Here is a 24,791-nt window from a genome sequence, read left to right on the forward strand (position 1 = left end):
AGCCAAGCGGTATCGTCGGATGTGTTGAAGATTTGTTAAGTCCGTCTCTGATACGATCATCGATCCCGATTGGAGGAGATGCGTATGTTTGGGCAAGAGTCCAAAAGGTTTTACCTCTTGGCGTCGCTTTTGTTTTTTTTGATCGTCGCTTCGGTTGCGTCCGCTTCGCTTCGGCGTAGCAACGAAGCCGAGGATCGCGAACGCGTTACCAAACTCGTCAACGAGTTTAGCCAACTGATTGCGGATCGGTTCATGCTTTATCAGTATGGTTTGCGCGGCGCGCGCGGGGTCATTCAGGCTGGCGGATATAGGAACATTTCTCGTTCCGTATTCGTCGACTATGTGAAATCGCGCGATATGGAGGACGAGTTTCCCGGCGCTCGCGGGATCGGCTATATCGAAATTGTCGACCAAGATCAGGCGGCAGGTTTTGTCGAGCGTGCGCGACGAGACGGCTTTGTCGATTTTAGCATTCGCGAGCTTTCGCCGAACTCCGAAATGCGCTTCCTAATTAAATATATCTATCCATTGAAGGGTAACGAGGGCGCAACCGGACTCGATATCGGCTCCGAAACCAATAGGCGCACGGCGGCTTGGGAAGCCGTAAAGACCGGGCAGCCGAAGTTGACTGCCCCGATCACCTTGGTGCAGGCCACCGGCGAGAAAAAGCAGGGGTTCCTGCTGTTGCTGCCGGTTTACGAACGACCGGATGTAGAACCGGACGAGCGAGAAGAGACTGTCGTCGGCTGGACATACTCGCCCTTGGTGGTCAGCGAAGTTCTAAAGAACCTCGGACCGCGTCGTGACGAAATGGCCTTTTCGATTTCTGACGTTGGCTTTGAGGGAGAGTTCTTCGCCAGTCCAGGGTTTGAGTCCGGCAAATCGATTGTATCCAGAACCATCTCGGTCTTTGGTCGCGAATGGGACGTGCGTTTCCACACTCTACCCGGGTTTAGTGCGGCCTATACGAAGCATGATCCTGCCGTCCTCTTCGTTTTAATTCTGTCTATCGGCGCAATTTCGATATTCGCCGCATATACATTTCTACGCGTGAAGCAGCGAGATCGCGAAATAGAGGAAGAAAACGAAAAGCTTGCAAATACGATATTCGATGCGGCACCTCAGGCATTGATCGCGATCGATGCTTCCGGAGTCATCGTCCGGTCTTCCCCTTATGCGGATTCGCTAATCGCCAGAGAGAGACGAACTCTTCAAGGCATGCGCGCGAGCAGAATTTTCACAAGGGACACGTTTCAACAGCTGGAATCCATCCTGAGGGCGCCGCTTTCAAAACCCTCGGAGGGGCAACCGGGACGGCGCATCGTATCGAGCATCACCCGAGCGGATGGAACGTCATTTATGGGAGCAATAAGTCTTTCGACGATCAGACTTGGTAGCAAGAACTCACTGGTTGCGAGTGTCACCGACGTATCCGCCGAACATAAGGCGATGGAGATCCTCTCGGAGAGTCAGCAACGTTGGCAAGAACTGGCGAATTCGTTGCCGCAGTTTGTTTGGACATGCACCGCGACAGGGGAATGCGACTTCTTGAGTCACCGATGGCTGGAATATACGGGGCGGACATCGGAGGAGCAGATCGGGTTCCAGTGGCTGGAACAGGTTCATCCCGATGACCGCGAGCGCACGATCGTGGCCTGGAATAAGGCGGTCGAGGCTAAATCGTCATTCATCGTTGAGTTTCGTATTCGCGATAAAAATGGCGATTATCGACTGTTCTACACACGTGCGGAACCGATCCTGGATTCGGACGGAAACGTCGGTCGTTGGATCGGATCCAACACGGATATCGAAGACCGTCATCGCGCCGAAGAGAGAAATCGAGAACTGCTGTCCGAAATGGAAGCGCGTGTTGTTCAACGGACAGGGGAACTCAATTCCGCCCTGAGAGATCTCCGGAACATCGTCGATGCCATGCCGACACTGATTTCATACTGGGATCGAAACCTAAGAAACCGGTTTGCAAACAAAGCGTTCGAAGACTGGATAGGTATGGCCACCGGGGAGGTTCAAGGGAAACTGCTGTCGGAAATGATGCCCGAGGAGCGCCTTGAGATTTACCGGCCCTATATCGAAGACGCGTTCAAAGGGAACAAGAGCGTTGTGGAGACGGAGTTGCTCCACAAGACGTTGGGGCACCGCAATGTCTTGCTGCACTTCCTGCCAGATACGGATGGTGATCAGGTTTTCGGATTTTATTCCCTCGTGTTCGATGTAACGGTGCTGAAGGCTACCGAGGAGGCGCAGCGACAGGCTCGGATCGTGGCCGAAGATGCTACGCGGGCAAAATCCGCATTTCTGACATCCATGAGCCACGAGCTACGAACGCCCATGAATTCGATTTTGGGTTTTTCGGATCTCCTACGATCCAATCATTTCGGCGTGCTCAACAAGAAACAATCCGAGTATGTCGGGCTGATTCACAGAAGCGGGGAACATCTGCTCAAGCTGATGGACGGCGTTCTGGAGTTGAGCAAGATCGAGGCTGGTCGCGTTTCGGTATCGACCGAGCCCGTCAATGTCACGTCGGCGGTGAGGTCCGTGATCGCCTCCCTGACGCCGCTGGCTGAACGTAACGGCGTCGAGGTGTCCGAGCGCAATATAACGGATGCGTCGGGCTATGTTCTCGCGGACAAGACCCGACTTATGCAGGTGCTGCTCAATTTGGGCTCCAACGCTATCAAGTACAACAAGAGGGGTGGGCGCGTTGAATTCTCCTTCACGAAAGGCGACGACGGAATCACGAGAATTACCGTTACGGACAATGGCCGTGGTATACCGGCGGACCGGCAAGCCGGGGCGTTCCAACCGTTCAACAGAATGGGAGCGGAGCAGGGCGCCATTGAGGGCAGCGGAATTGGGCTGGCGCTTGTAAAGAACTATGTCGAATTGATGGGCGGGACGATCGATTTCGAGAGCGAGGAGGGAACGGGCTCCACCTTCTGGGTCGACTTGCAAACCGCATCGATCGACGAGGAGCTATACGGCAATGCCCACCGTGCCGACGCCGAAGAGGCACCACAAAGGCTCGAACTTCCGATGAAGATTCTTTACGTTGAGGATAACGAAGTCAATCGCATGCTCTTCGAGAACTACATCATCGTGGCCGGCGGCGACCGCGTCGACTTTTTCCAGGCGCGCAACGGAATAGAAGGGCTTGAAATTGCACGTCGGGAAATTCCAGATCTGATTTTCTTGGATATCAACCTCCCTGGTATGAGCGGCTTTGATATCTTGGAGGAAATTCGCGACGACGAGCAGCTCAAGGACATTCGAGTCATAGCGGTTTCGGCGAATGCAATGGAAGGTGACGCCGAAAAGGGAATGTCAGCTGGATTTGACGCCTATATGCCGAAGCCTTTCCGATTTGAGCAACTGCAATCGATCTTGATGCAGCATGAGGAAGAGATGAGGCGTAGGGCGAGTGGCTTCGTGGGTAGTTAGCGACCTCGGCCGAAGCTGCGACCAACAAAATTTCCCTGGTAAGTGTATGGTGGAAGAGGGGGACGAAACTCGGCAGTCAATAAAGCTTTTTTTTATTTGTTGGATACCCGCAGCCTCGAATTGTGATCGAGGTGGGTATGGGCCGATCCATCAAGAAGGAACGGCTATGGTGTTGCGATATCCGCGACCGGCAAGTTTTCAAAAGTATTAAGCACGAAGTTTGAAGGCGCCTTCGTTAATGGGGCGCTGTTTGCGAGGCCGCATTGCGGCGCGCATACACCATGCGCTGACCAATGCCAGAGCTCGCCCCCGCTGGTGTCGCGGTCCGATTTCAATTTGGGTGTCCCGCTGGTTGGAATTGCCGTGTCTGTAGCTGTTCTATCGAACAACCTGTCGCGAGCGTTCATTGCCGGGCCGATGTTGGTTTTTTGCGGCATGGTTCTCGCTTCGTGGTCGGCGAGAAGTCGGCAAAACAGCGGTTCCTCGATGCGGAGCTTGATCGAGTCGCATTCGGGATGTGGAGCCTAGCAGCGGAGTTAATATATGTCGCTTTTTGGGCCTCCTGTGTGTTGAAAGGCTCTGATTAGAGAAGCTCTTGGCGTGCGGATGGGGGGGCTTTGAAGGGCGCTCCATCTTCGCAGACCAACTTTCCTTAGAGTGAAATTTTTAAAAAACTCAACAATGATCGCATTGAGCGGCGAAGCCGCGAATACGCAGGTTCGTGAAGTGGGACCACTTCACCTATCTTGCCGACCTACGACAGGACAACAAACGACAATTCCCGAGTCTTTCCGGCAATTTTCGGCAAGAAATGACAATTTCTGACAAAGTGGAATAAAAGCAACCATTTAGCGAGTGCATCGTCAGATTCTATACGCTAAGGGTTGTTTCCTTCGGTCGAGCCGGTAATCCTATCGGCTCGTTTTCCTTTGTGAAACAAGGTGTTCATATGTCTCGACCGCTCCGGGTCGCGATCTATGCGCGATACTCATCGGATCTGCAAAATCCGTCGTCAATTGACGACCAGGTGCACCTTTGCAGAGGGCTGTTAGCCCATCGATATGGCCTGGATGATGCTCACGCCGTTTTCACCGATCCGGCGATCTCCGGGGCGACGATGTTGCGGCCAGGCCTTGGGGCGCTGCTCAAGGAAGCGGAGGGCGGTCGTTTGGATCTTGTTGTGACGGAAGGGTTGGACCGCCTGTCCCGCGACTTGGCCGATATCGCGCTGATCTATCGAACGCTTCAGAACAACAATGTCGCGATCGTCACGGCGCATGAGGGGGACATCGGCGAGCTGCATATCGGGTTCAAGGGAACCATGAATGCCGTTTACCTGAAGGATCTGCGTGAGAAGGTCCGAAGAGCTCATAGCAGTCGCCTAGCTCAGGGCCGTGTGCCAGCCGGTGTTAGTTACGGTTATCGCGTCGTCAAAGGGGTGTTGGACGATCGAGGCAGCTACGAAACGGGCCTTCGGTCCATTCATCCTGAAGAGTCGGCCGTCATCCTAAGAATCTTCGAGGAGTTCGCCGCCGGCGTCCCGACAGGACAAATCGTTAAGTCGCTCAATTGGGATCACATTCTGAGCCCGTCCGGCAAGATGTGGCGCGTGAACACGATCACCGGTGCACCCTCGCGCGGCCAGGGCATCCTGAACAACGAAATGTACCGTGGTTGGATTGTCTACAATCGAACGAGAAAGGTCGTTGATCCGAAGACGGGAAAATCCCGCCATGTTCTTAAACCGAGACAGGAATGGGAGCGCCGGTTCGTTCCGGAACTTCAGATCATCTCTGACGAGCTCTGGGACCGTGCTGCGCGTCGTCGGAACGAGCGATACCTTTCGCAAGCCGAAGACACCGATATCGGAAAAACAGGCCTGCGGCCGAATAAACGCCCTCTCACGTCACTCGTGGTTTGCGGCGAATGCGGCGGCAAGAAAGGCGTCGCGAATGCCGGCCGCTATGTCTGCAATGTCGCCCGCTTCGATCACGGGCGTTGCGGCAACAACAGAGGAACCAAGGAAGAGACAATCAAGGAGCTGCTCTTTCAGTTTCTATTCGAACGAGTTCAAGATGAGGGGGCGTGGACTGAAAAACTCAGAAGCGAACTGACGCCGGGTTGGAACGCGTATCAGGACGCGCAATCGAATCTGAAGTCACTGAGAGGTCGACAAAATCGACTTCTCGACGCAATCGAACGTGGGGTGAACCCGAACAGTACGGCCGATCGGCTTGTGCTTCTGGAAAAGAGCATCGCCGAGTTGGAAACGATCATTCGGCCGCCGGCCGTTCCAAGCTCTGATGCAGCACTTCGGGGGATATTGATGACAGCTTTGAACAGATTAGAGGCTCAGTTTTCGAATCTTAAATACGCGAGGCAAACGAGGCGACTTCTTAGCTCTCTAGTGGAAGCCATCACATTGACGCCTGTACGGACGCAGCGATACGGGGAGCATGTCCAAATTAGGATCAAGAAGTACGGCTGGGGGAGTTTCTTCCACGAAGTTGCGGAGGTCTGGCCGGATATCTCGGGGTTCGATTGCAGTTAAGCGACTTAACGTGGTATGCGGAAAGCTGGTGTCGGGCGGCTATTTGTGATCGAGACAAAGAGGGCATGTGAGTTAGCGGTAAACGATACCCGTAGTTCCGTGCTCAATTTCCGTCATAGGGACTACGTCTGCATACGGCTTTGTTCCGAGGACACGAAACAATTGCCATGCTGTCGGCGATACGATGACAAAGAGGCACGGCGTGTTCAGGCGTGTGACGACGGCTTTCCAGGTCTGGCGGTCAAGGCCGGAAGGATGGGGTGGCCCGGAAGGATGGCTGTGCCACTCTCCTACAAAAGTGGCGGTGTTGCCTGACCGTTTCCAAGCGTTCGTTGCCGCGCGCTGATGGTGCTCATCGATGCGCTTGAAGGATGAGGGGCCTGCAATATCCTTTGAGCCGGGCTCGGTATATTCGGTGATTTCAATATGCGGACCGCGGTAGGAGCCGATTAAAATGCCGCCACGTTCCGGTTTTGCGGCGCAACTTGCTCGCATGGAATCGAAGAAGTCGCCGACCTCGTAGCGCAACAAGGCATATTCGAATTCCTCATTCGGCTTGATGATTGCCGCAGACGGGACATCGTGGCGACCGGTCCGGGTTTTTGTCGGCAACCTCCTGGGTGTCTTTTTTCTCAATCCTGATCGTCCTCATTCTTGGCGTCGGCGTACCATTTTTCCAATCGAGTATAAGCTGAAGCGCGAGCGCCGCTGCCATAACCGGGGCTGCAACACCGTATGCGATGTATTGACCTTCGCCGCAGGCCGCCACCATTTGCGCGGCGGAAACGCCGGATTTGAGAGGACTGAAGCGCCAGTTGCCGCTGTGGTCCGGCTTGAGACATTTGAAGCATGCAAAGTTGGGCCCATCCACAAGCAACGCCTGCGCTGCCGCACCATTGCCGAACAGGCGGACGTGAAGCACGTCGGGGGCCGTTTCATGGTCGTAGCGATGCGCGACGAAATGGTGATTGATCGTCATCGAGAGCGCTTCCTCGCCGGTGGCATCTACAATCAGATCGTAGCCGGCAAGGGTTTCAAGAAAACCCACGGCATCGGCGGTCATGGGCAGGATGTTTGTCTCTGGAAACTGCCGCAATATCTCGGCCTTCAACGCTCCGGGCTTGCTGTCCCCGATACTGGTCGTGCCAAGGTAGTGGCGTCCGACATTGCCGGGTTCGAGCGTCTGATTGTCCAGTAGAAGAAGCGTGCCGTCATCGTGTCCGGCGCCGCTTTGGACCAGGAACTTCGCCAAATGGCTGCCGATCGTGCCGCACCCGACAAGTGCAATGCGTTTGTCGGTGAGGGGAGGGTGGCTGTTCAAGTTCCTCCTGAAGATGAATGGGAGGTCGACCCGTGTGCCACTATAGCGTTGCACGCCGATTGTCGCGGCATTGGCCATGGCGATACGTTCGAGTCCTTGCTGGCGCTGGGCACCCCTGAGAATCGGTAAGGACGCGTCCACCAAGATACCGACGCAGCCGTTGGGAGCGTTGACGAAAAGCGACACGAGGTGGTCCGGAAATCGGCCGGCTAACTCGGTGATGGCTCGCTTTCCTGTGTTCGGCAATACGCTTTCCAGCCAGGCGATGAATGCCGCGAGCGTTAGCGGCTGGCGGTGATCGCGGCCAAAGGTAAGGTCGGTGTTCGAGCAGAACACAAAGGCGGGGCGTGAAGAAGCAATGACGTTTCGTCGGGCGGCTTCGTCCGAAACAAGGCGCTTCAGCACGTCTACGCGATCGGTCAGCAGGACGAGATTAGGCTCTCGATTGCGCGGGACATAATAGAGCGTCGCGTGGATGTGATCGGTGGCGGCAATGTCGTAATAGAACGGCATACCGAGCCAGTGCTGAGGAAATTCCTGCGCGATCTCCTGTTCTAGATGCTTGTGGGTGAGGGCGCGTTCAAGGCCACGACGGGCAAGTTCCAGGCACATTAGGGCTGTGCCGCCTACATCGTAACGGTCTAAAATCAGGTCCTCGTTACGTGCAAAACAAAAGCCGCCGGAAGCCGTTAGGTGCGCTACTACGTGCGGGGCTTCCTGCTCGGGATTGAGAAGGATCAACTCCGGCAGGCGGGTGAATTCAAGGTCGGGAAAGGTGATGCTGACAGAGACGTCACGCCCAGCGGCCTTCAGACCGCCGGTGTATCGGTAAGCCTTCGTTTCCGAGCGGTCGCGCTTAAACCCTTTGTGTGCGAGCGTGCGAAGCAGGTCTTTGGCGCGCTGGGCTTCGTCGCTCATCCCGACGTGGTGCGGGGCACAAATGGCGCGGCAACCTTGGCGGGCTCGTAAGCCAGCACCTCACGTTCCTCCGAATCGATCTCGATGAGAAGCTCATCGTTAGGGATGCGGTCGCCGAACCTTTCCTGAAGCAGAGAAAGAGCTATCTGCTTGTGGAACGTGCCGTTCAGCACACCGTCGATCACCGCCTTGAGCTTGGCGGCATGTGACTTGAAGTCGATGCGCTCTTCGGGGGACCAGCTCTCATCGAGAATCTGGTCCGGTAGCACCGGGTTGGCGATCGGCTGTGAGAACAGTTCTTCGAGCCGGTGGGAGACGGCTTGAAGGGCTAGATCGTCACGGTTTTTCGGGAGCGTGCCGTTGAGGTCGTCGAACACGGTAACCACGCAGGCCATCAGGGTGATGGATGACGGCCCGTCCTTCGGCCACTGGTAATCACGCCAGCCTTTGAGATAACGGCAAATCCGACGGACCACCTCACCATGATCGCGGATGGCGCCGAGAAACCAGTCTTCCAGTTCGCGCGGGTCAGACTCGATCCAGCCGTTGTCACGGTGGGCGAGCATGATGCGGTCTTCGGGCAGGTTCATGTAAACGTGCTTGGCCAGTTCGATGTCGCTGTCCGCGCTGGTTACGCCCTCGGCCAGCATCGCGCGGGCACTCTCCTCGGCGAGTTCCACAAATTCCTGATCGGGGATGGCGTAGAGTGGAAGGTCGATATGGGATTCGGGGTCGATGAGGACCCGGACGCAGGTCGGCTTAGTGTTTACCAGCTTCCAGCCTTTACGTTCGCAAAGGGGCGCAAGAATTGCTTCAACGACTTTGAAATAACCCTTGGCGGCCAGCAAGGGTTTGACCGTGCCGCCGCCATCGACGAACGAAGTCGGCAGAAAAGTGCCGTCGTCGTGGTCCACTTCCTGCGGAGGCTTATGGGCCGGGTCGTTGAGGGTCTGGTAGACTGCGCTCCCCTGCATGCGGAAACGTGGCCGTAGCGGTGGCAGCTGTGAAGCGTGTGCGATGTAGCGGCTTTCGACCAGGCTTTGGGCTTTTGCGAGTCCCTGCCATTGGGGCATGCCTTCGCGAAGGGCTTGGCGAATATCGTCCCGGGCCTCACGGAGCAATTGCTCCCGGTTCTCTTCAAGGTCAAGGGCCTTAAGGTAACCGGGCCGAAGGGCGGTGCCCATGAACACTTTGTGGGCGTTAAGTGTGCCGCGCATTGCAAAGGTTCCATTTCAATTACTATGATACTATATATAGTGTGGGTTCTCAGTTTGTTCAAGGATAGTATTCGAGATGTTTGATTCCATTGGGTTAGCTAAATTTTTGAAGGCGATGCTTTACATCAACGCAGCCTTGGCGATTGCGTTGGCTACGGATTTTTTCGGCCTGCTGCCAGGTATGCCCTATGTTTCGGCTGCTTCGATCTCCGTGATCGCGGTCTCGGCGCTGGTATTTGTGATCGGCCAGACCGGGCTATTTACGAAGCTGTGCCGCCTGCCGGGTATGTGGCGGTTGTTCCCGAATATCGACGGCGAATACGAGATCGAGATTTCCTCGAACTGGTCGGTCGTCAAGGCTCGCAACGAGGGTCGTGAACCGGAGGCGTCGTCCGACGGCGACGTTGCGCTGTTTAACAGGGTCGGCAGGGCGACTATCACGGCACGGCTGACCCGTATCGATATGAGCTTGACGATGGGCGACGGCTACCTGACTTCCGAAACGGTGGCGTGTTCGCTGCGACGGAACACCGGAGAGCGCCGGCCGGTTTTGTTTTATATCTATGAAAGCCAAGTACCCGCGCCAAAGAATACCGACAGCAACCGTCACCTTGGCGCGGCCCGCGTCATCGTCCCATTGGAGCGCAGGCCGACAGTGCTGGAAGGAAACTACTGGACCGACCGAAACTGGCATCTGGGTTTGAATACGGCGGGACGGATTCGACTGTGCCGGGTGTAGTTCACATTGACCTACTGTTCCGGAGCTGGGCCAGATGTTATGGTGCTGTGATCGAATGCTGAATTCTTTCACAGCAATCAAGTTTAAATTGCAGGCTAAAATCAGCCGCACTGAATAGCCCCGATCCGGCGAAGCTTTTTGCTATCCATGGCCCTTCCGAGAAATATCTCGTGATTTCAAATAGTTATGAGAATTCCCGAAAAATGCCGGGAATTCCGTGTCACATGGATGGAAAATAAAAACAGTCTCATATCCCACATAGATTCCGCCCGAAAAGAAAAGGGGATAGTTGAGTGTCGTAGATGGCCTAGAAGATACCGAAGTCATTAGCTTCATCTTGCTTCTTTTCTGATTCTATATTGCTTCGTAGCGAAGCTATCTGTCTCTTGGCAAACTCCCGAACAGCTTTGTGCCTGTGGCTGAGAAGCTGTTCCATCGGTCTGACGTACTGTTGGAAATATGGCACAAGGCTTCCAGCATGAAAAAACGTGTACATGTTGCCGCTGACCGCGCTCAGAACGTCCTTCCGATCACCGAACTCTTCGAGAACTGCTGCCATCAGTGGTGTGAAGTCCAACTCTTCGCCATTCTGTTCAAGCAAGGGGGCTATTTTCGCCAGAAATGCCGGAGCGGATTGGGGCTCTTCCCTACACCACTCTAGAAGCACGTCGTTAGACAAGGATAAAAGCACGCCTATCTTGCCTTCTCCTTTGTCGAATCCGGCGCCTAACACGTGCTCCAAATGGAAGTGTGCTAGGGGGTCGTCCTCGGCTATCGCGGCCTTAAACAAAGGCCACACGTCTTTTTGATAATTCGCGAAAAGCAAATTCATGAGTTTGCCGACGAGATGATCCCGACCGTAGGAAAAACTCTTTCGCTTGCAGAGGCGAATAATCTCTGCTGCCAGGTATTGGGCCAGATCTTTTGTTGAGGGGGCGCCATTTAACGCAAGTGTTGCTAGCACTTCGAAATGGTGATCGTCAGATGTCGAGCGATGCTCTCCTGTCAGCAGGTCTGGCAGCCGCAACAGATTTTCGACTTGCTCTCGGAGTGCATGAAAGCGTCCCTTCCTATCTCCATGCAAGTACATCGTAGCTATAAAAAGTGCGGTCCAATGTCCGTCGCCGTCAAGTTGAGAGAGAGCCTCAAGAAGTGGGGTGATCTCTTCGGGGGCGAGGTCCGCGAGCACAGAACCATATGCAAGTAGCTGGGCCTCAGACGGCGAGACACCTCCTGATTCAATCTTCGAAACGATCCGCCGAATCTCGCGGACTCCGATCGGCATGAACCGGGTCAGGTCAACGAGGAAATGCTGTAGCTTTGGGCTCTCGGACACCGTATCGAGGGTTTGCTCCGCAAGAGCCGGATTGATAGGGTGGATGCCAGCCAGGAAAGCACCTAGGAACGATGCGGATGTCTCTTGATCGTCAGTATTCTCCAAGAACGTTAAGGCTTCGCCGACAAGCCTCTCCGGCTCAGGAAAATTTTCGCCGAGGTGCCGTCCAAATGCAAAAAACTGTCTGTGAGAGCCTACGAGCCAAGCAGGAAGCAATTTCAGCGTCAGGTCGACGTTTTGAGAACATTCGTTAGCAAGAGTTTTTATCTCATTGTCGACATCTTTCTGGCCGTCGTCATCCAGTATGAAGTCCCAGGGCAAGTCGGTGACATAAAACCGAAGACGGTCTTCTAGGGACCTGGGAAGTAGTCGATTGTGCAGCGACTCGGCTTTTTTGCGTAATTCGGGCACCATACCTTCGGCGTCAAACTGCAGCACATCATAGGTTTGTTCCAAAGCTGTCGGCCAATGTATGCCGTGGCGCTCGACAATACTCTCAACAGATGAAGAAACTTCATCCACAAACCCTCGGCTCACTAGCTCTCGGATTCTCGTGGCGATCTCGTTTTTCGCTTTCTCGGCAAAATCTGTATGTCCGCAAGCGATGTCTGTGAGCCGTGATAGGATGTTCCGAATGTACCGGTCAGCATCGTCGCGGGTCGGATACCAGTCCTGAAGCCTTTTGCCGCTACCTTGTTCTTCGGCTCCTCCGGTGCGCGAATAATGCCAGAGGGTGAGGCCGTGACCCAACGCCTGAACGGCGATTTCCAGATATCTCGGATCATTGGATGACAAGGCCTCGTCGATCACTAACAGTTTTTCATCTCCGTTCGCTTCAGTACCGGAGAGGACAAGTTGGTACAAATGAACGAACTGGCCCGTCGCATTATTGCTCCATGATTCGTTCTCCGCTGCTGCAAACGCCAATAGAAGTGTTGCTGCGGAATGGAAGGTTTCTCGGCGGAAGCAGAGCTTCTCCAACGCCCAAATTAGATTTCGGCGACCATCTACTACATTGAGCAACTGTTCAGGCGTCCAACTGCCATACGCGATTTCAATTCCATTGAGGGCTGCTTGCGGGTTCGTCTCAACTAGTGACCGGAAACACCGTGAACCCGCCTCAGTGTTCAGCACCTCCGGATCGGAGAAAGGGCCAGTCGGCCCGCACAATTCTTCAACAAGGGCCTTCGCGCTTGGATGGAAATCGAGCTTTGCAAGTTGATCGCAGAGCATCGCTTGCAGGCGCTCGGGCATCGCTCCACCAAACCAACTCTTCGCATCATCAGGGTGAATCTCAGCCCATCGTTCTCCTGCGAGCCTTAGAGCCAAAGGTTTTGGAAGCACTTGGACAAAGTCGCCACGACGCTGAATCAATTGACGGCGCTCGAAGCGTTGAACCCACTGAAAGCAGTCCGAGAAACTGGTGTTGCATATGGACTGTGCGACAAACTCCAGTTCTCGCTTGGAAGGACCATAGACGCCGAGATTGTCAAAAAGGGAACACGCCGCGATGACGCTATGCCCTTGGGCGTCCGGTTCGTCACGGCCCCAGATCATGCGTTTTAGAACGACGTCATCTTTCAGAGTAACAACTTCGTCGATGTCCGAAAGTGCCGCTTTGCCTAGAAGGACGGCCATCAGAGGAAAACCTTGGGCGAACGCGCAAATCCTATCGATATCAGGGTCTCGTAGGCCAGGATACGCCTGCTTGAGAATGCTCTTTATCGTATCGTTGTCAAATCTTCGAAGTTCTACGACGCGTGCGTCACCACTCACCGATTTCGGATCAAAATCCAACGTTAGAAGGGAAAAGTGACTGTCGGGATGTTGGGCAACTCGGGCCAAATTATGATGAAGTTCTATGTCGCAATCATCGACGATAACGATGCCATCGACGTTCTCATTGCGGAAATGATTGAATAGAAGGCTTAGGTTTTCTGCACCGATATCGGTTGAAGCATACACAATGCTTGCCACCTCCGCTTCGCGCATGGTGTTGGTTCCTTCATCAGGAGGGCGGAACATTTCAAGAGCCACGCGTGTTTTGCCCAGGCCGGAAAGACCGACGATGCGCGCAACGGCTCTGGGAGACGCCAAGTGCAAAGGTACATCTCGAATAACGTTGTTCAGATCCACTAAGCCGTCTGCTGAACGACCAGGAATGAATTCATAGGTATTCGCTTCGAGATCAGGATTTTCGCACCAACTTTTCCAAGATTGGAGTCCTGTGACCGGCCGGCCGAACAATTCCGCCAATGCCCAAATAGCGACGGAGGGGTGAGAATTGACCCAATCACTAATTTTGTTCGCGTCGTAAAATTCAATTAATGCGTCCGGGTACTTGTTTGCCGATGCAGTGGCAATTCCTTCTCGTACGGCATTTACTCGCTCGCGCAGCGTGTCACCCACATATTTATCAGTGCAGAAAATGATGTAGGCTCCATTCGCTTCCAGCGATTCACCAATGGCTTCTTTGAGTGTTCCATCTTTATTTTTTACTTCCGACTTACATTTCCCGTCGGTCATTCTGGTCGCTTTGGACTGAAACATACTGACGCGGGCCGGTAGGTAGTCCGTATCATTTGGCCCGCCTCTCCACTCGATCCGAGCATCTTCACCTTTGTCAGAGACTGTAATTTGAGCGGGGACGTTTATTCCCCTTCTAGCAATGTTGTTGGCGCGTGCTTCTGCGTGAAGGAGTCTTCTCAGCAATCTGACCAACTGCTCTGATGACTTGATTCCATGTATCTGCTCGGCAGTGACGTTCAACGCGGAAACCATTTGCAATTCCCTCAATTATTCACATCGCAAATGCCAATGTGCATTGTTAAGTAGACTATCTTTTGATTACAGGTTTCGCATTTATAAATAACTGAACAGCGCCGGGATTGCCGGAGGCCGGTTGATCTGATGACGTGGGTACCCTCATTGAAGAGGTCCCTTTTTCCATGCCTGTATTCGTTCGACAAACACCGCCGCGATTTCTTTCTTGTGGTCACAATCCTGATGGCTCTGGATCGTTGATCGAAGGGATTCGGCCGGATTAAATATCGGTCGTTTCCGGCTCACGGTGCCTCTGAAATAGGCGACAGGGGAGTGAATAGGATCGGTTGTCCTGGTGAAACACTTCATAGCCGTCGCTAGTAGCGCAATCGCGCCGCCGGCACCTCGCTCTCGGAGCGCTTGAGCGTATTGCGCCGTGGAGATTTTCGGCAGCAATACGGCGCGGATCATGTCGATCCTGGCGTGCAGTTCACCGTCGGCAGTGATTGTGGAGATCGGTTTGCCGTCGAGTAGGGGGATGGCTTGGATGATGATATCGCGATCCACGGCGTTGAAGGAAGGTCTGGGTGGCGATTTGTAACTGCCCTCTTTCTTGCCGTTAACCATCCTACGGTTATTGGCTTTCTGCGATGGCGTAGGATTCTCTGTAGGATTAAGAGATTTATTATCTCTTAAACCAAGGGGGGCGGCTTCTTGACCCCCTATACTCATCGTCGGCGACACATATGGGCCGAGCGCCTGAACGATCTGACGGCAGGGTAGATAAAGGTTTGGTGCGTTTTTGCGTGCTGAGATCCGCTCACGACGGACGAAGATAAGGCTGCGTTCGACCAGCAGACGAATCGTCGTTTTCACGGAGCTGCGGGAGCAGCCGGCCCGATCCGCGAGTTGATCATGGGTCAGGTATGTTGCCTTGCGCTTAGCCTTTAGGCATTCCCTTAGGAGTTCGACCAAGACGCGGGATTGCGTATCGGTCAGATCGCGGATCGTCCAAATCCCCGATTCGATGCACCAGCGTCGGGCATCGGCGCTCGAACGCCGGCGTTCGGAAGCATCACTGTAGATGTTGCGTAGCGGCTTGATTGCCGATTTCGCAGCTTTGCCGGCCGGCTTCAGGAGATCTTGGCCGTTGTTGGCCGGGTGTAATTCGTAGTCGCGATACTGTCTGGCCCGTCGTTCTTCCGCCAATGTCTCGTATCGGGAGAAGGCCTCTGGATCAGTTTCCTGCAATTCCTTCGCCAAGCCGGCGATCTCGCGGCAGGCGACAAGCGTGTTGATTTCCCGTGCATCCATAGCGGCATGGAGCCGCTGAATGCGGGACAGCGCCGGGTGATACATTCATATCCTCCCGGGGCGCGGAGAGCGCATTTAGGCAAGGCAAATCCGTTCGGGAAACAGCCGTTTCCCGTTGACAGGCGGTCAGAAGCCCCTTAGCGTCGAAATTGTTGAGATTTCGCAGTGAGCTGGGGCTTTGGGCTTCTGATCGCTGACGAAAAGAGAGCCGGGGCCTTGCAGGGCTTTCGGCTCTTTTTTATCCGGATTTTATTCGCGTCCTAAGCGTATATCCGCAATCCCCTCTCGTTAGGGGGTTGCGCCGCCACCCGTGGGACCATAGAATCGATCCCACAGCGAATCAGGAAAAGGTAGTGGTGGGCGGTACTGGGATTGAACCAGTGACCCCTCGCGTGTGAAGCGAGTGCTCTCCCGCTGAGCTAACCGCCCGTCCCGAATGGGGAGCCGTCGGATACTCCGTGGGCCGGGGACTGTCAAGCGGCTCTCCGCATATGTCCCCACCCTGGAAGTTTTTCCTATTGTCGGCCGCGGGCGAGGTCTTTCAGGATTTCCACGATAACGCCGGATGCGGCGTCGATCACGGCGACATCGTCTCCGACGATTACGGCATTCAACACGTCGCCGATCGTGCTGCCGTTCTTTTTCAGACGGTCGGACAAATCCGCCGGAAGGTTCCGTTTGGCGATTCCGGGCGGCAGCGGCTTGCCGCGTTTCAAATTCTTGGCGATCCCTGGCGGCAGGGCGTTCGGCGGTTGTGGATGGTCTTGGAAATAGTCTTCCATCAATGCACGGCTGGTCGCGTCGACCACTGTGTCCAAAACCTCGTTTCCTGTTCCATTATCGGAATCGGACTGTTGCGCCGACGCTTGGGCGGGTTTGTTGTCGCCATCTTTCGCCATGTCCGATTTCGCGAGGGCAGGCTCAGCCAAAATGAGTCCGCAAATCATGAGGGAGAGCGCACAGAGTGCTGTGAGGGAGCGTAAGCCTAGATTTTGCATTTGCATGCGTACCATCCTTGATCTGATGCCCAGCCCATCCACATTCATTTAACGTAGGATGATATGTGGGCAGGATTCCGACCCTATCAAGGTTTCGGATGTAAGGAGGAGGGGGCAGTGTTGCGCTACAGTGACCGGCATAATCCCCATTACCGTCGTTTCGCTCTTGTCTTTGGGCTGGTGGGATTTTTCGTCGCGGTTTCAGGAGAGGGGGCGGTCGCCGCGTCATCGGAAACGTCTGGGCCGACCTATGATCTCTCCCTGAGGTATGAAGCCTACTACAGCGGGTTTCACGTTGCGTCCGGCACCGCGTTTATCCAACGCGCCCCCGAAAGCTACACCGTGAAGAGCAGCGCCGAGGCGCGCGGTATCTTTGACTGGTTCACCGGCTGGCGCGGTCAAGCCCGGTCGGAAGGCGCGGTGGACGCGACCGGCTTCTTTCGCCCTGTACGACATAACAATAGTGGTGTTTGGCGTGGCACGGAGCGCAGCACCGATTTGGGATTCCGGCCCGACGGTACGATCCGGGTGCAGCGTACCGCACCGCCCGAACCGGATGAGGTCACACCCATTCCCATCGGTATGATCGACGGCAGCGTCGATCCGATTTCCGTCGCCCTTTCGCTCTCCGAAACCCTGTCCACGGGCGGCGATTGTAAGGGCGCCTTCCCGATTTTCGACGGCAGTCGGCGCTATGACGTCGCGGTCGAACCGGAAGCCGCGCAGTTCTTCAAGGAAAGCAGCTATTCCATCTTCGCCGGGGAGGCCGTGGGTTGCCGCCTGTCGGTCGACCGGATCGGCGGTTTTCGAACCGATCCGAGCATCAAGACGGAGCCGGAAGCTGGCGAGTCCGAACCCGATCGTGTGGTCTGGGTCGGCCGCCCGTCGCCCGGTTTCCCGCCGGTGCCGGTCCGGGTCGAGGTGCAGACGAAATCCGGTCGTATCCTGCTTCATCTGACAGAGGCGCGGATGGGGGAAGAGACGATTTCTCTCTATGACGAAGGGGAATGATCGGGCATTCTGGGCACGGGGAACACACACCGACCAATTGGTAAGATTTTCGAAAGGAATCGGTTTTACCTAGAGAGGGTGTGTGGAGAGAGAGTATGGAAACGACGAACGATCGATTGAATCATCTGCGCGGCGTCCTGGCCGATATCGTTGGGCGGGATTTGGCCGACAGCCTTGTTCGGGCGGGTCGGAAGCGTGGGGAATTCGATCTTGATATGCAATTGGCCATCAATGACGGCTTGCAGGGGTTGCCGCAGGACAAGCGGCTGGAAGCCCTGGCGATGATCGACGGGTTGATGGGTCGAAATTGACGTCCCCTTTGTCGGCGCCCGTTGAAACGCTTTGAAACGAAGCGTAACGCATCGCAACATTTGGTAATTTCCGGTAACACCTTGTGACTTGGCCGTTCGGGCGCTGTGTGGCAGTTTCCCGGCCATAGACGAATCCACAATCAATCGGTCGAATTCATGCCCAAACAACCGGTCGCCGCCGTGATCCTTGCCGCTGGCATGGGAACGCGGATGAAGTCCGATCTTCCCAAAGTCTTGCACGAAGTCGGCGGTAAGCCGCTGGTCGGTCATGCGCTGGCATCCGTTCAGGGGCTGGACCCGCAGCGGATCGCCGTCGTCGTCGGACCGGAAACCGATGCCGTCGCGAAGGCCGTGGCGCCCGTTCCGACCACGGTGCAGGTCGACCGGCTGGGCACCGCCGATGCGCTGAAGCAGGCGCGGGATCTCCTTGTCGGGTTCGACGAGGGGACCGTCGTCGTGTCCTTCGGCGACTCGCCGTTCATCCGGACGGAGACGGTGGCCCGTATGGTCGCGGCGCGGGAAGAGGGCGCGCATGTCGTCGTATTGGGCTTCGAACCGGAAGACCCCGCCGCTTATGGCCGTTTGGTCACGGATGCGGATGGCGGGCTGGAAGCCATTGTCGAGTTCAAGGATGCGGATGCCGCGACACGGGCGATCCGTCTGTGCAATTCCGGCGTCATGGCGATTTCGGCGGCGCATCTGTTCGCGCTGGTCGACCGCATCGGCAACGACAATGCGAAAGGCGAATATTACCTGACCGATATCGTCGCGGTGGCGCGCGGCGACGGCCTGACCTGCCGCTATATCCTGGCCGAGGAATCGGAGCTGATGGGGATCAATTCCCGGACCGACCTGGCGGCGGCGGAGGCTTTTTGGCAGGACCGGGCGCGCCGTGCCGCGATGGACGGCGGCGCGACCTTGCGCGACCCGGCATCCACCTTCTTTTCCTGGGATACGGTTCTGGGGCGCGATGTCGTGGTGGAACCCAATGTCGTTTTCGGCCCTGGCGTCACGGTTGAAGACGGCGTGACGATCAAGGCGTTCAGTCATTTCGAAGGCTGCATCTTGCGCGCGGGCGCGACGGTCGGTCCCTTTGCCCGGATTCGGCCCGGTGCCGATATCGGTGAAGGGGCGAAGATCGGGAACTTCGTCGAGGTCAAAAACGCCGTCTTCGCGAAGGGGGCGAAGGCCAATCACCTCAGCTATATCGGCGATGCCGATGTCGGGGCGGCGGCGAATATCGGCGCGGGAACGATCACCTGTAATTATGACGGCTATCTGAAACATCGCACCAAGATCGGGGAGGAGGCCTTTATCGGGTCCAATTCTTCCCTGGTTGCGCCGGTCAGCATCGGCGACCGGGCGAATGTCGGGGCCGGATCGACGATTACCAAAGACGTGGCGGCGGACGCCCTGGCGGTCGCGCGTGGCGAGCAACGTGTCCTGGAAGGTGTCGCCGCGAAATTGCGGGCACGCCTGAAGGCGGCGAAGGCCGCGTTGAAGAAAAGCTGATCCAAGCGGAGAAACAGGTTTATGTGCGGAATTATCGGAATATTGGGCATTGCGGATGCCGCGCGCCTGCTGATCGACGGATTGAAGCGCCTGGAATACAGGGGCTATGATTCGGCCGGGATCGCGACGCTGGTGGACGGTCGGATCGACCGTCGTCGGGCGCAAGGGAAGCTATCCAATCTGGCCGATGTTCTAGAAAAATCTCCATTGTCCGGCAATACCGGGATTGGGCACACCCGCTGGGCGACACATGGGGTGCCGTCGGAAGAAAATGCCCATCCGCATGCCACCGACCGCGTCGCCATCGTCCATAACGGTATCATTGAAAACTATCAGGAACTGCGCGACAGCCTGTCCGGCAAAGGCATTACCTTTTCCAGTCAAACCGATACGGAGGTGGTCGCCCATCTCGTCTCCGATTTCCTGGAACAGGGCATGACGCCGAAGGAAGCGGTCGCCAAGACGATGCCGATGCTGGAAGGGGCCTTTGGCTTCGTGATGGTTTTTGCCGGATACCCGGATTTGATGGTCGGGGCACGGCGCGGCAGCCCGCTTGCCATCGGCTACGGCGACGGCGAGATGTTTTTCGGGTCCGACGCCCTGGCGCTGGCGCCGATGACGCGCCGCATCAGCTATCTTGAGGAAGGTGACTGGGCGGTTATTACCCGGACGGGCGCGGAAGTGTTCGATACTGCCGGCAATCCAGTCGAGCGCAAGGTCGTGGAAACTGCCGTTTCCGGGGCGCTGATCGGGAAGGGCAACTATCGCCACTTCATGCTGAAGGAAATTTACGAACAGCCCGCCGTGATCGGCGACACGCTGCATTCCGTGCTGAACCCGGCGACCCAGACGATCACCCTGCCGGACCTGCCCTTCGACTGGACCGACGTGCCGAAGATCACGATCGGGGCCTGCGGCACGGCGTCCTATGCCGGGATGGTGGCGAAATATTGGTTTGAGGGCCTGGCGCGGCTGCCGGTGGAAGTGGATGTCGGGTCGGAACTGCGCTACCGCAGCCCGCCGCTGCCGAAAAACGGTCTGGCCCTATTCGTCAGCCAGTCCGGCGAAACCATGGATACGCTGGAAGCTCTGCGCTACTGCAAATCCGAAGGGCAGCGCATCCTGTCCGTCGTCAACGTGCCGGAATCGACAATCGCGCGGGCATCCGATGCGGTGCTGTTGACCCAGGCGGGCCCGGAAATCGGCGTGGCATCGACCAAGGCGTTTACGACCCAATTGACCATTCTGGCCTGCCTTGCCATCGCGGCGGCGAAGGCGCGCGGTCATCTGGACCGCACGCGGGAGGCGACGCTGGCCGCCGCGCTGTCGGAAGTGCCGGGCCGCGCGGCGGAGGTGCTGAACCACGACGACTATATCCGCGAAATCGCGCAGACCGTGGCCGAAGCCCGCGACGTCTTCTTCATGGGCCGCGGGTCGGCCTATCCGATCGCCATGGAAGGCGCGCTGAAGCTCAAGGAAATCTCCTATATTCATGCCGAAGGATATGCGGCGGGTGAAATGAAGCACGGGCCCCTGGCCCTGATTGAGGAAGACGTGCCGATCGTCATGATCGCCCCGTCCGGGCCGCTGTTCGAAAAGACCGCATCCAACGTGCAGGAAATGATCAGCCGTGGCGGGAAGGTGATTTTCCTGTCCGATGGGGACGGGATCGCCAAGATGAACAAGATGGCGAAACCCTTTGCCAGTATCGAATTGCCGAAGGTCGATCCCTTCGTCGCCCCGATCCTTTATACGATTCCGGTGCAGATGCTGGCGTATCACACGGCGGTCTGGAAGGGCACCGATGTCGACCAGCCGCGCAATCTGGCGAAAGCCGTCACGGTAGAATAACGCCGGTGACGCATCGGCTTGTGGTTCCCGCGAACGAAATTAGTTGCATAGCGAACTAAATGGACGCATAGTGCGCCCATGTTTGAACATTGCCTCTACTTCAACACGACATCGCTTGCCCGAAAGGTCGACCGAATTTGGACCCGGGCGTTCAAACCGTTCGGGCTGACCCCGTCACAGGCATTTATGCTGCGGGTCGTCTTGGCGGAAGGTCCGATCACGCATACGCACCTTGCGGATCGCATGAACATATCCAAGGCGACCTGCTCGCGGTCGGTGGATGGTTTGCAGAAGCTGGGGCTGGTTGACCGAAAGCAAACGTCCGCGGACGGCCGCAGTTTCGAATTGGTATCGACGGAAAAGGCTCAGGCCCTCAATGCCGAGCTGAACGAAACAAGCGCAGCGGTAACGAAGAAACTGAAGCACCTTGTGGGAAATGAGGCGTTTGAAACGACCGTCACCAACATTAAGGGGATCAATGCGGCCATCGACTGACGGTCCCTTTTTTTGAGTAGATAGTTGCATACCTAACTAATGGAGATGAAAGATGCCGATCCTGACCGTTAAAGTGAGCGTCCCCAAATCCCGGACCATCAGTGACGCGATCGTGTCCTTGCTGATGGACGCGACGCGGGACGTGTTGAAGAAGAAACCTGACGATACGGCGATTGCGATCGACTTCGTTGATGCGGAAGACTGGTATGTGGCGGGGCGTCCGTTGTCAGAGACACGGCAAGCCAGCTTCTTCATGGATATTCGGATAACGGATGAAACCAACACAAAGGCGGAAAAGGCGGCCTATATCCGGCAGGTTTTCGACGGGTTCAATCGGCTGCTCGGGAACTTGAATGACAAGAGCTATATTCAAATTCATGACGTCCGCGCGACATCATACGGGTATGGCGGCGAAACCCAGGAATATCGGTTCCATCATTGAGACGTTGAGCGGGCGATGGGCAACCCGGCGCGTCGCCCGTTCAGATTTCCCGGTACATCGTGATCCGCTTTGAATCCACATAGCCCAGCTTCCGGTAATACTCTGTCAGGCCCTGATCGTTTTCCGCATCCGGGGTGATAACCAGAATCACCGTCCGGACACCGCGCGATTTTGCCCAGTCTTGGGCGGCGTCCAGCAGCTTCCGCGACACGCCCAACCCGCGATAGGACGGAACAACATAGAGGTCTTCCAATTCACAGGCCCAGCCGAATTCCACGCCGAAAGTGACGGTCGCGGAACTCATTCCAACAGGCACGTCGTCTGCTTCGGCGACCCAGATCCCGGCACGGTCGTCCTGAACCATGACGGTCAGGTTTTCCGTAATGTCGTCGACCGGTGTCGGGATTGCATCTTCGCGATAAAAGGCGGTGTAGAGGCGGGCGAGGGCAGGGACGTCCGCCAATTCCGCACGTCGAATGGTCAGCATGTTTCCGTTCTTTCCAACTGCGATCGCGGCCATAGAACCGATCGCCCGTCGTACCGTCAAACAAAACGACCCATGAGACGGTTGAGGGGCGGTTGAAGGGAATTCAGTTCCCGGAGAGACCGAATATCTCTACCCTGCCGGTCCTGACGGGGGAGTTCTGGTCATGTTGTTCGATGCACGGGCGCGGTCGATCGCCACCATTCTGCTGGGGGCGGGGCTGCTGTTCCTCGGTTACGGTCTGATGCTCACCGTGCTGCCCGTTCGCGCGCAGCTTGAAGGCTTCACCGAAACGACCATCGGATTCATGGGGTCGGCTTATTTCTTCGGCTTCACGGTGGGATGTCTGGTCGGGCCGCGCGTCGTGAAGGGCGTCGGCCATGCCCGCGCCTTTGCCGGGTTCGCCGCCATGATCGCGGCGCTGACCTTGTTGTTTCCGCTACTGGTCGATGCCTGGCTGTGGGTGGTGCTGCGCGCCGTCGGGGGCGTGTGTACCTCCGTCGTATACATGGTCGTCGAAAGTTGGTTGAACGAACAGTCGACGAACAAGATTCGCGGCAAAGTCCTATCGCTCTATGTCATCATCGGCAACCTGACGACGATCGCCGGGCAGCAAATGCTGGTGATTTATCCCGAAAACGGTCTGGCGGTATTCTCACTGGTCGCGATCCTTGTCGCCGTATCGTTGGTGCCGGTGTCGCTGACCCCGGTTAAGGAACCGGACCCGATACCGACGGCGAAGCTGCGCATCGCGCGGCTCTACGGCCTATCGCCGACGGGCTTTGTCGGATGCATTCTATTCGGGCTGGCGGATGGGGCATTTTGGACATTCGGGCCGGTCTTCGCCCATGAACGCGGTCTGTCGGTTGCGGATATCGCGCTGTTCATGGGCGCATTCATGGCAGGGGGAACGGTTCTGCAATGGCCGGTGGGCTGGTTGTCCGACCGAACGGATCGGCGCTTCGTCATCGCGCTGTGCGCCGCACTGTCTGTGGGGTCAGGATTGGGGCTCGCCTTTTGGGACGCGCCGCATCCGAGTCTGGGCTTCGCCTTGGCGATTCTGCATGGCGGTGTCATGTTCCCGATCTATGCCCTCTGTATCGCGCATTCGAACGATTTCGCACCGAACGGGGAAATGGTCGAGGTGTCCAGCGGATTGCTGTTGCTGTATGGCGGGGGCGCGGCGCTGGGGCCGATCATTCTGGGGCCGGTGATGGAACATTGGGGGGCAGGCAGCCTGTTCGTGATGATCGCTGGAACGCTGGGCGTCCTGGCCCTGTTCGCGCTGTACCGGGCGATGTTGCACCGTGTCGCGGGCGAAGACACGCGGGTGCATTTCGCGCCCGTCCCGCGATCGACCCAATCCGTCTATACGTTGGAGACGGATGACGAAGAAGAGGAAGAGTCGGGGGATGGTGCTGAGGACGCGCCGCGCCCCGAAATCACCGGTTGACCGGGCGGTTCACTGGGCTAGGCTTCCCCAATGGCATCGAATGTTCAGATTTCCTGTACCTATCAACCCGATGAGGATCGAATCCTCATGCGCGCGCGGTTGACGGACAAGGACGCGCGGATGTGGTTCACGCGGCGCATGTCGCTGCAATTCCTGGCATCCATAGGCAAGATTTTCGAACATCTGAACGGGATCGAGGCGCAGCCGGTCGATCAGCGCAAGGCCGTGACCGAATTCCGACGCGACGCCGCCGTTGCCCAAGCGAATTTCAAGACGCCGTATAACGAGGAAGGACTGGAACCGTTTCCCGCCGACGGGCCTTTGCTGGTGAAGAAGGTGAATGTATCCGCGCTGAAGGATGGCGGGGTGCTGCTGACCCTGACGGGCGGTGGTCCCGACGGGGTGCGCCTGAAGCTGGGGGAGAAGGAACTGCACGCCGTCGTCCATATGCTGCGGCAGACGGCGGACAAGGCGCAATGGGCGCTGTCGGCCCATGCCGGGATGCAGGCGGAAATCGCCACCAGGGGCTCCGCGCCGAAGCAACTTTTGAACTGATCTGTCGATCCGGCGTGACGCGCGATCAATATTCTTGTTCTGCCGGTTACAAAACAAT

The 24,791-nt window shown here is 56.5% G+C and carries 18 protein-coding genes and 1 tRNA gene; 11 read left to right on the forward strand and 8 right to left on the reverse strand.

The features are described from left to right. The first annotated feature begins 84 nt into the window (after window positions 1-84). Complete coding sequence (locus tag HH303_RS18605) at window positions 85-3,462, forward strand: CHASE domain-containing protein (RefSeq protein WP_169626907.1); 3,378 nt, start codon at window positions 85-87, stop codon at window positions 3,460-3,462. Between the two features lie 949 nt (window positions 3,463-4,411). Then, a complete protein-coding gene (locus HH303_RS18610; protein WP_169626908.1) occupies window positions 4,412-6,013 on the forward strand; it encodes a recombinase family protein in 1,602 nt (533 codons plus the stop codon). Between the two features lie 72 nt (window positions 6,014-6,085). Here HH303_RS18610 and HH303_RS18615 read toward each other — a convergent pair whose 3' ends face one another. From HH303_RS18615 to HH303_RS18625, 3 genes are read right to left on the reverse strand one after another with little or no spacing between them, the layout of a single operon-like run. Then, the gene (locus HH303_RS18615; RefSeq protein ID WP_227421939.1) at window positions 6,086-6,625 is read right to left on the reverse strand and encodes a Mov34/MPN/PAD-1 family protein; all 540 of its coding nucleotides are present in this window, start codon (window positions 6,623-6,625) and stop codon (window positions 6,086-6,088) included. Next, the gene (locus HH303_RS18620; protein WP_169626910.1) at window positions 6,561-8,252 is read right to left on the reverse strand and encodes a ThiF family adenylyltransferase; all 1,692 of its coding nucleotides are present in this window, start codon (window positions 8,250-8,252) and stop codon (window positions 6,561-6,563) included. The genes HH303_RS18615 and HH303_RS18620 overlap by 65 nt, the downstream gene beginning before the upstream one ends. Then, window positions 8,249-9,469, reverse strand: a complete 1,221-nt coding sequence (locus HH303_RS18625; protein WP_169626911.1) for a CBASS cGAMP synthase — start codon at window positions 9,467-9,469, stop codon at window positions 8,249-8,251. Before HH303_RS18625 ends, HH303_RS18620 begins: the two co-directional genes overlap by 4 nt. 76 nt (window positions 9,470-9,545) lie before the next feature. Between HH303_RS18625 and HH303_RS18630 the strand changes: the two genes are divergently transcribed. Continuing rightward, the gene (locus HH303_RS18630; protein WP_169626912.1) at window positions 9,546-10,208 is read left to right on the forward strand and encodes a hypothetical protein; all 663 of its coding nucleotides are present in this window, start codon (window positions 9,546-9,548) and stop codon (window positions 10,206-10,208) included. Between the two features lie 307 nt (window positions 10,209-10,515). Here HH303_RS18630 and HH303_RS18635 read toward each other — a convergent pair whose 3' ends face one another. The 4 genes from HH303_RS18635 to HH303_RS18650 form a co-directional block, all read right to left on the reverse strand. Continuing rightward, on the reverse strand, window positions 10,516-14,325 hold the full coding sequence (locus tag HH303_RS18635) for a hypothetical protein (protein WP_169626913.1): 3,810 nt from the start codon (window positions 14,323-14,325) through the stop codon (window positions 10,516-10,518). Between the two features lie 144 nt (window positions 14,326-14,469). Then, the gene (locus tag HH303_RS18640; protein ID WP_169626914.1) at window positions 14,470-15,666 is read right to left on the reverse strand and encodes a hypothetical protein; all 1,197 of its coding nucleotides are present in this window, start codon (window positions 15,664-15,666) and stop codon (window positions 14,470-14,472) included. 309 nt (window positions 15,667-15,975) lie between these two features. Beyond that, window positions 15,976-16,050: transfer RNA gene (locus HH303_RS18645), tRNA-Val, on the reverse strand. A gap of 86 nt (window positions 16,051-16,136) precedes the next feature. Then, window positions 16,137-16,520: a hypothetical protein gene (locus HH303_RS18650; protein ID WP_169626857.1), complete on the reverse strand. Its 384-nt coding sequence runs from the start codon at window positions 16,518-16,520 to the stop codon at window positions 16,137-16,139. Between the two features lie 216 nt (window positions 16,521-16,736). On the opposite strand from HH303_RS18650, the gene HH303_RS18655 reads away from it, so the two are divergent. The 6 genes from HH303_RS18655 (at window position 16,737) to HH303_RS18680 (ending at window position 22,241) form a co-directional block, all read left to right on the forward strand. Then, window positions 16,737-17,630 (forward strand): DUF3108 domain-containing protein, encoded by an 894-nt coding sequence (locus HH303_RS18655; RefSeq protein ID WP_169626915.1) that lies wholly within the window; start codon window positions 16,737-16,739, stop codon window positions 17,628-17,630. A gap of 95 nt (window positions 17,631-17,725) precedes the next feature. After that, on the forward strand, window positions 17,726-17,941 hold the full coding sequence (locus tag HH303_RS18660; protein ID WP_169626916.1) for a hypothetical protein: 216 nt from the start codon (window positions 17,726-17,728) through the stop codon (window positions 17,939-17,941). Window positions 17,942-18,097: 156 nt separating this feature from the next. Beyond that, the gene (gene glmU / locus HH303_RS18665; protein ID WP_169626917.1) at window positions 18,098-19,453 is read left to right on the forward strand and encodes a bifunctional UDP-N-acetylglucosamine diphosphorylase/glucosamine-1-phosphate N-acetyltransferase GlmU; all 1,356 of its coding nucleotides are present in this window, start codon (window positions 18,098-18,100) and stop codon (window positions 19,451-19,453) included. A gap of 21 nt (window positions 19,454-19,474) precedes the next feature. Next, window positions 19,475-21,304 carry a glutamine--fructose-6-phosphate transaminase (isomerizing) gene (gene glmS / locus HH303_RS18670; RefSeq protein ID WP_169626918.1) on the forward strand — a complete coding sequence of 610 codons (1,830 nt, stop codon included), beginning with the start codon at window positions 19,475-19,477 and terminating at the stop codon, window positions 21,302-21,304. A 78-nt stretch (window positions 21,305-21,382) separates the two neighbouring features. Further along, the gene (locus HH303_RS18675) at window positions 21,383-21,799 is read left to right on the forward strand and encodes a MarR family winged helix-turn-helix transcriptional regulator (RefSeq protein ID WP_169626919.1); all 417 of its coding nucleotides are present in this window, start codon (window positions 21,383-21,385) and stop codon (window positions 21,797-21,799) included. Window positions 21,800-21,851: 52 nt separating this feature from the next. Next, window positions 21,852-22,241, forward strand: a complete 390-nt coding sequence (locus HH303_RS18680) for a tautomerase family protein (protein WP_169626920.1) — start codon at window positions 21,852-21,854, stop codon at window positions 22,239-22,241. Between the two features lie 40 nt (window positions 22,242-22,281). Here the strand turns inward: HH303_RS18680 and HH303_RS18685 are convergent, their stop codons facing one another. After that, window positions 22,282-22,728, reverse strand: coding sequence for a GNAT family N-acetyltransferase (locus tag HH303_RS18685; protein WP_169626921.1), 447 nt, complete (start codon window positions 22,726-22,728; stop codon window positions 22,282-22,284). Window positions 22,729-22,891: 163 nt separating this feature from the next. Here HH303_RS18685 and HH303_RS18690 point away from each other — a divergent pair, with 163 nt between their 5' ends. Both HH303_RS18690 and HH303_RS18695 read left to right on the forward strand, forming a co-directional pair. Beyond that, window positions 22,892-24,178, forward strand: a complete 1,287-nt coding sequence (locus tag HH303_RS18690; protein WP_169626922.1) for an MFS transporter — start codon at window positions 22,892-22,894, stop codon at window positions 24,176-24,178. Between the two features lie 30 nt (window positions 24,179-24,208). Continuing rightward, complete coding sequence (locus HH303_RS18695; protein ID WP_169626923.1) at window positions 24,209-24,733, forward strand: hypothetical protein; 525 nt, start codon at window positions 24,209-24,211, stop codon at window positions 24,731-24,733. Window positions 24,734-24,791 lie beyond the last annotated feature (58 nt).

Origin of the sequence: Pacificispira spongiicola, from assembly GCF_012926505.1 — a bacterium.
Lineage (GTDB): Bacteria > Pseudomonadota > Alphaproteobacteria > UBA8366 > Aestuariispiraceae > Pacificispira > Pacificispira spongiicola.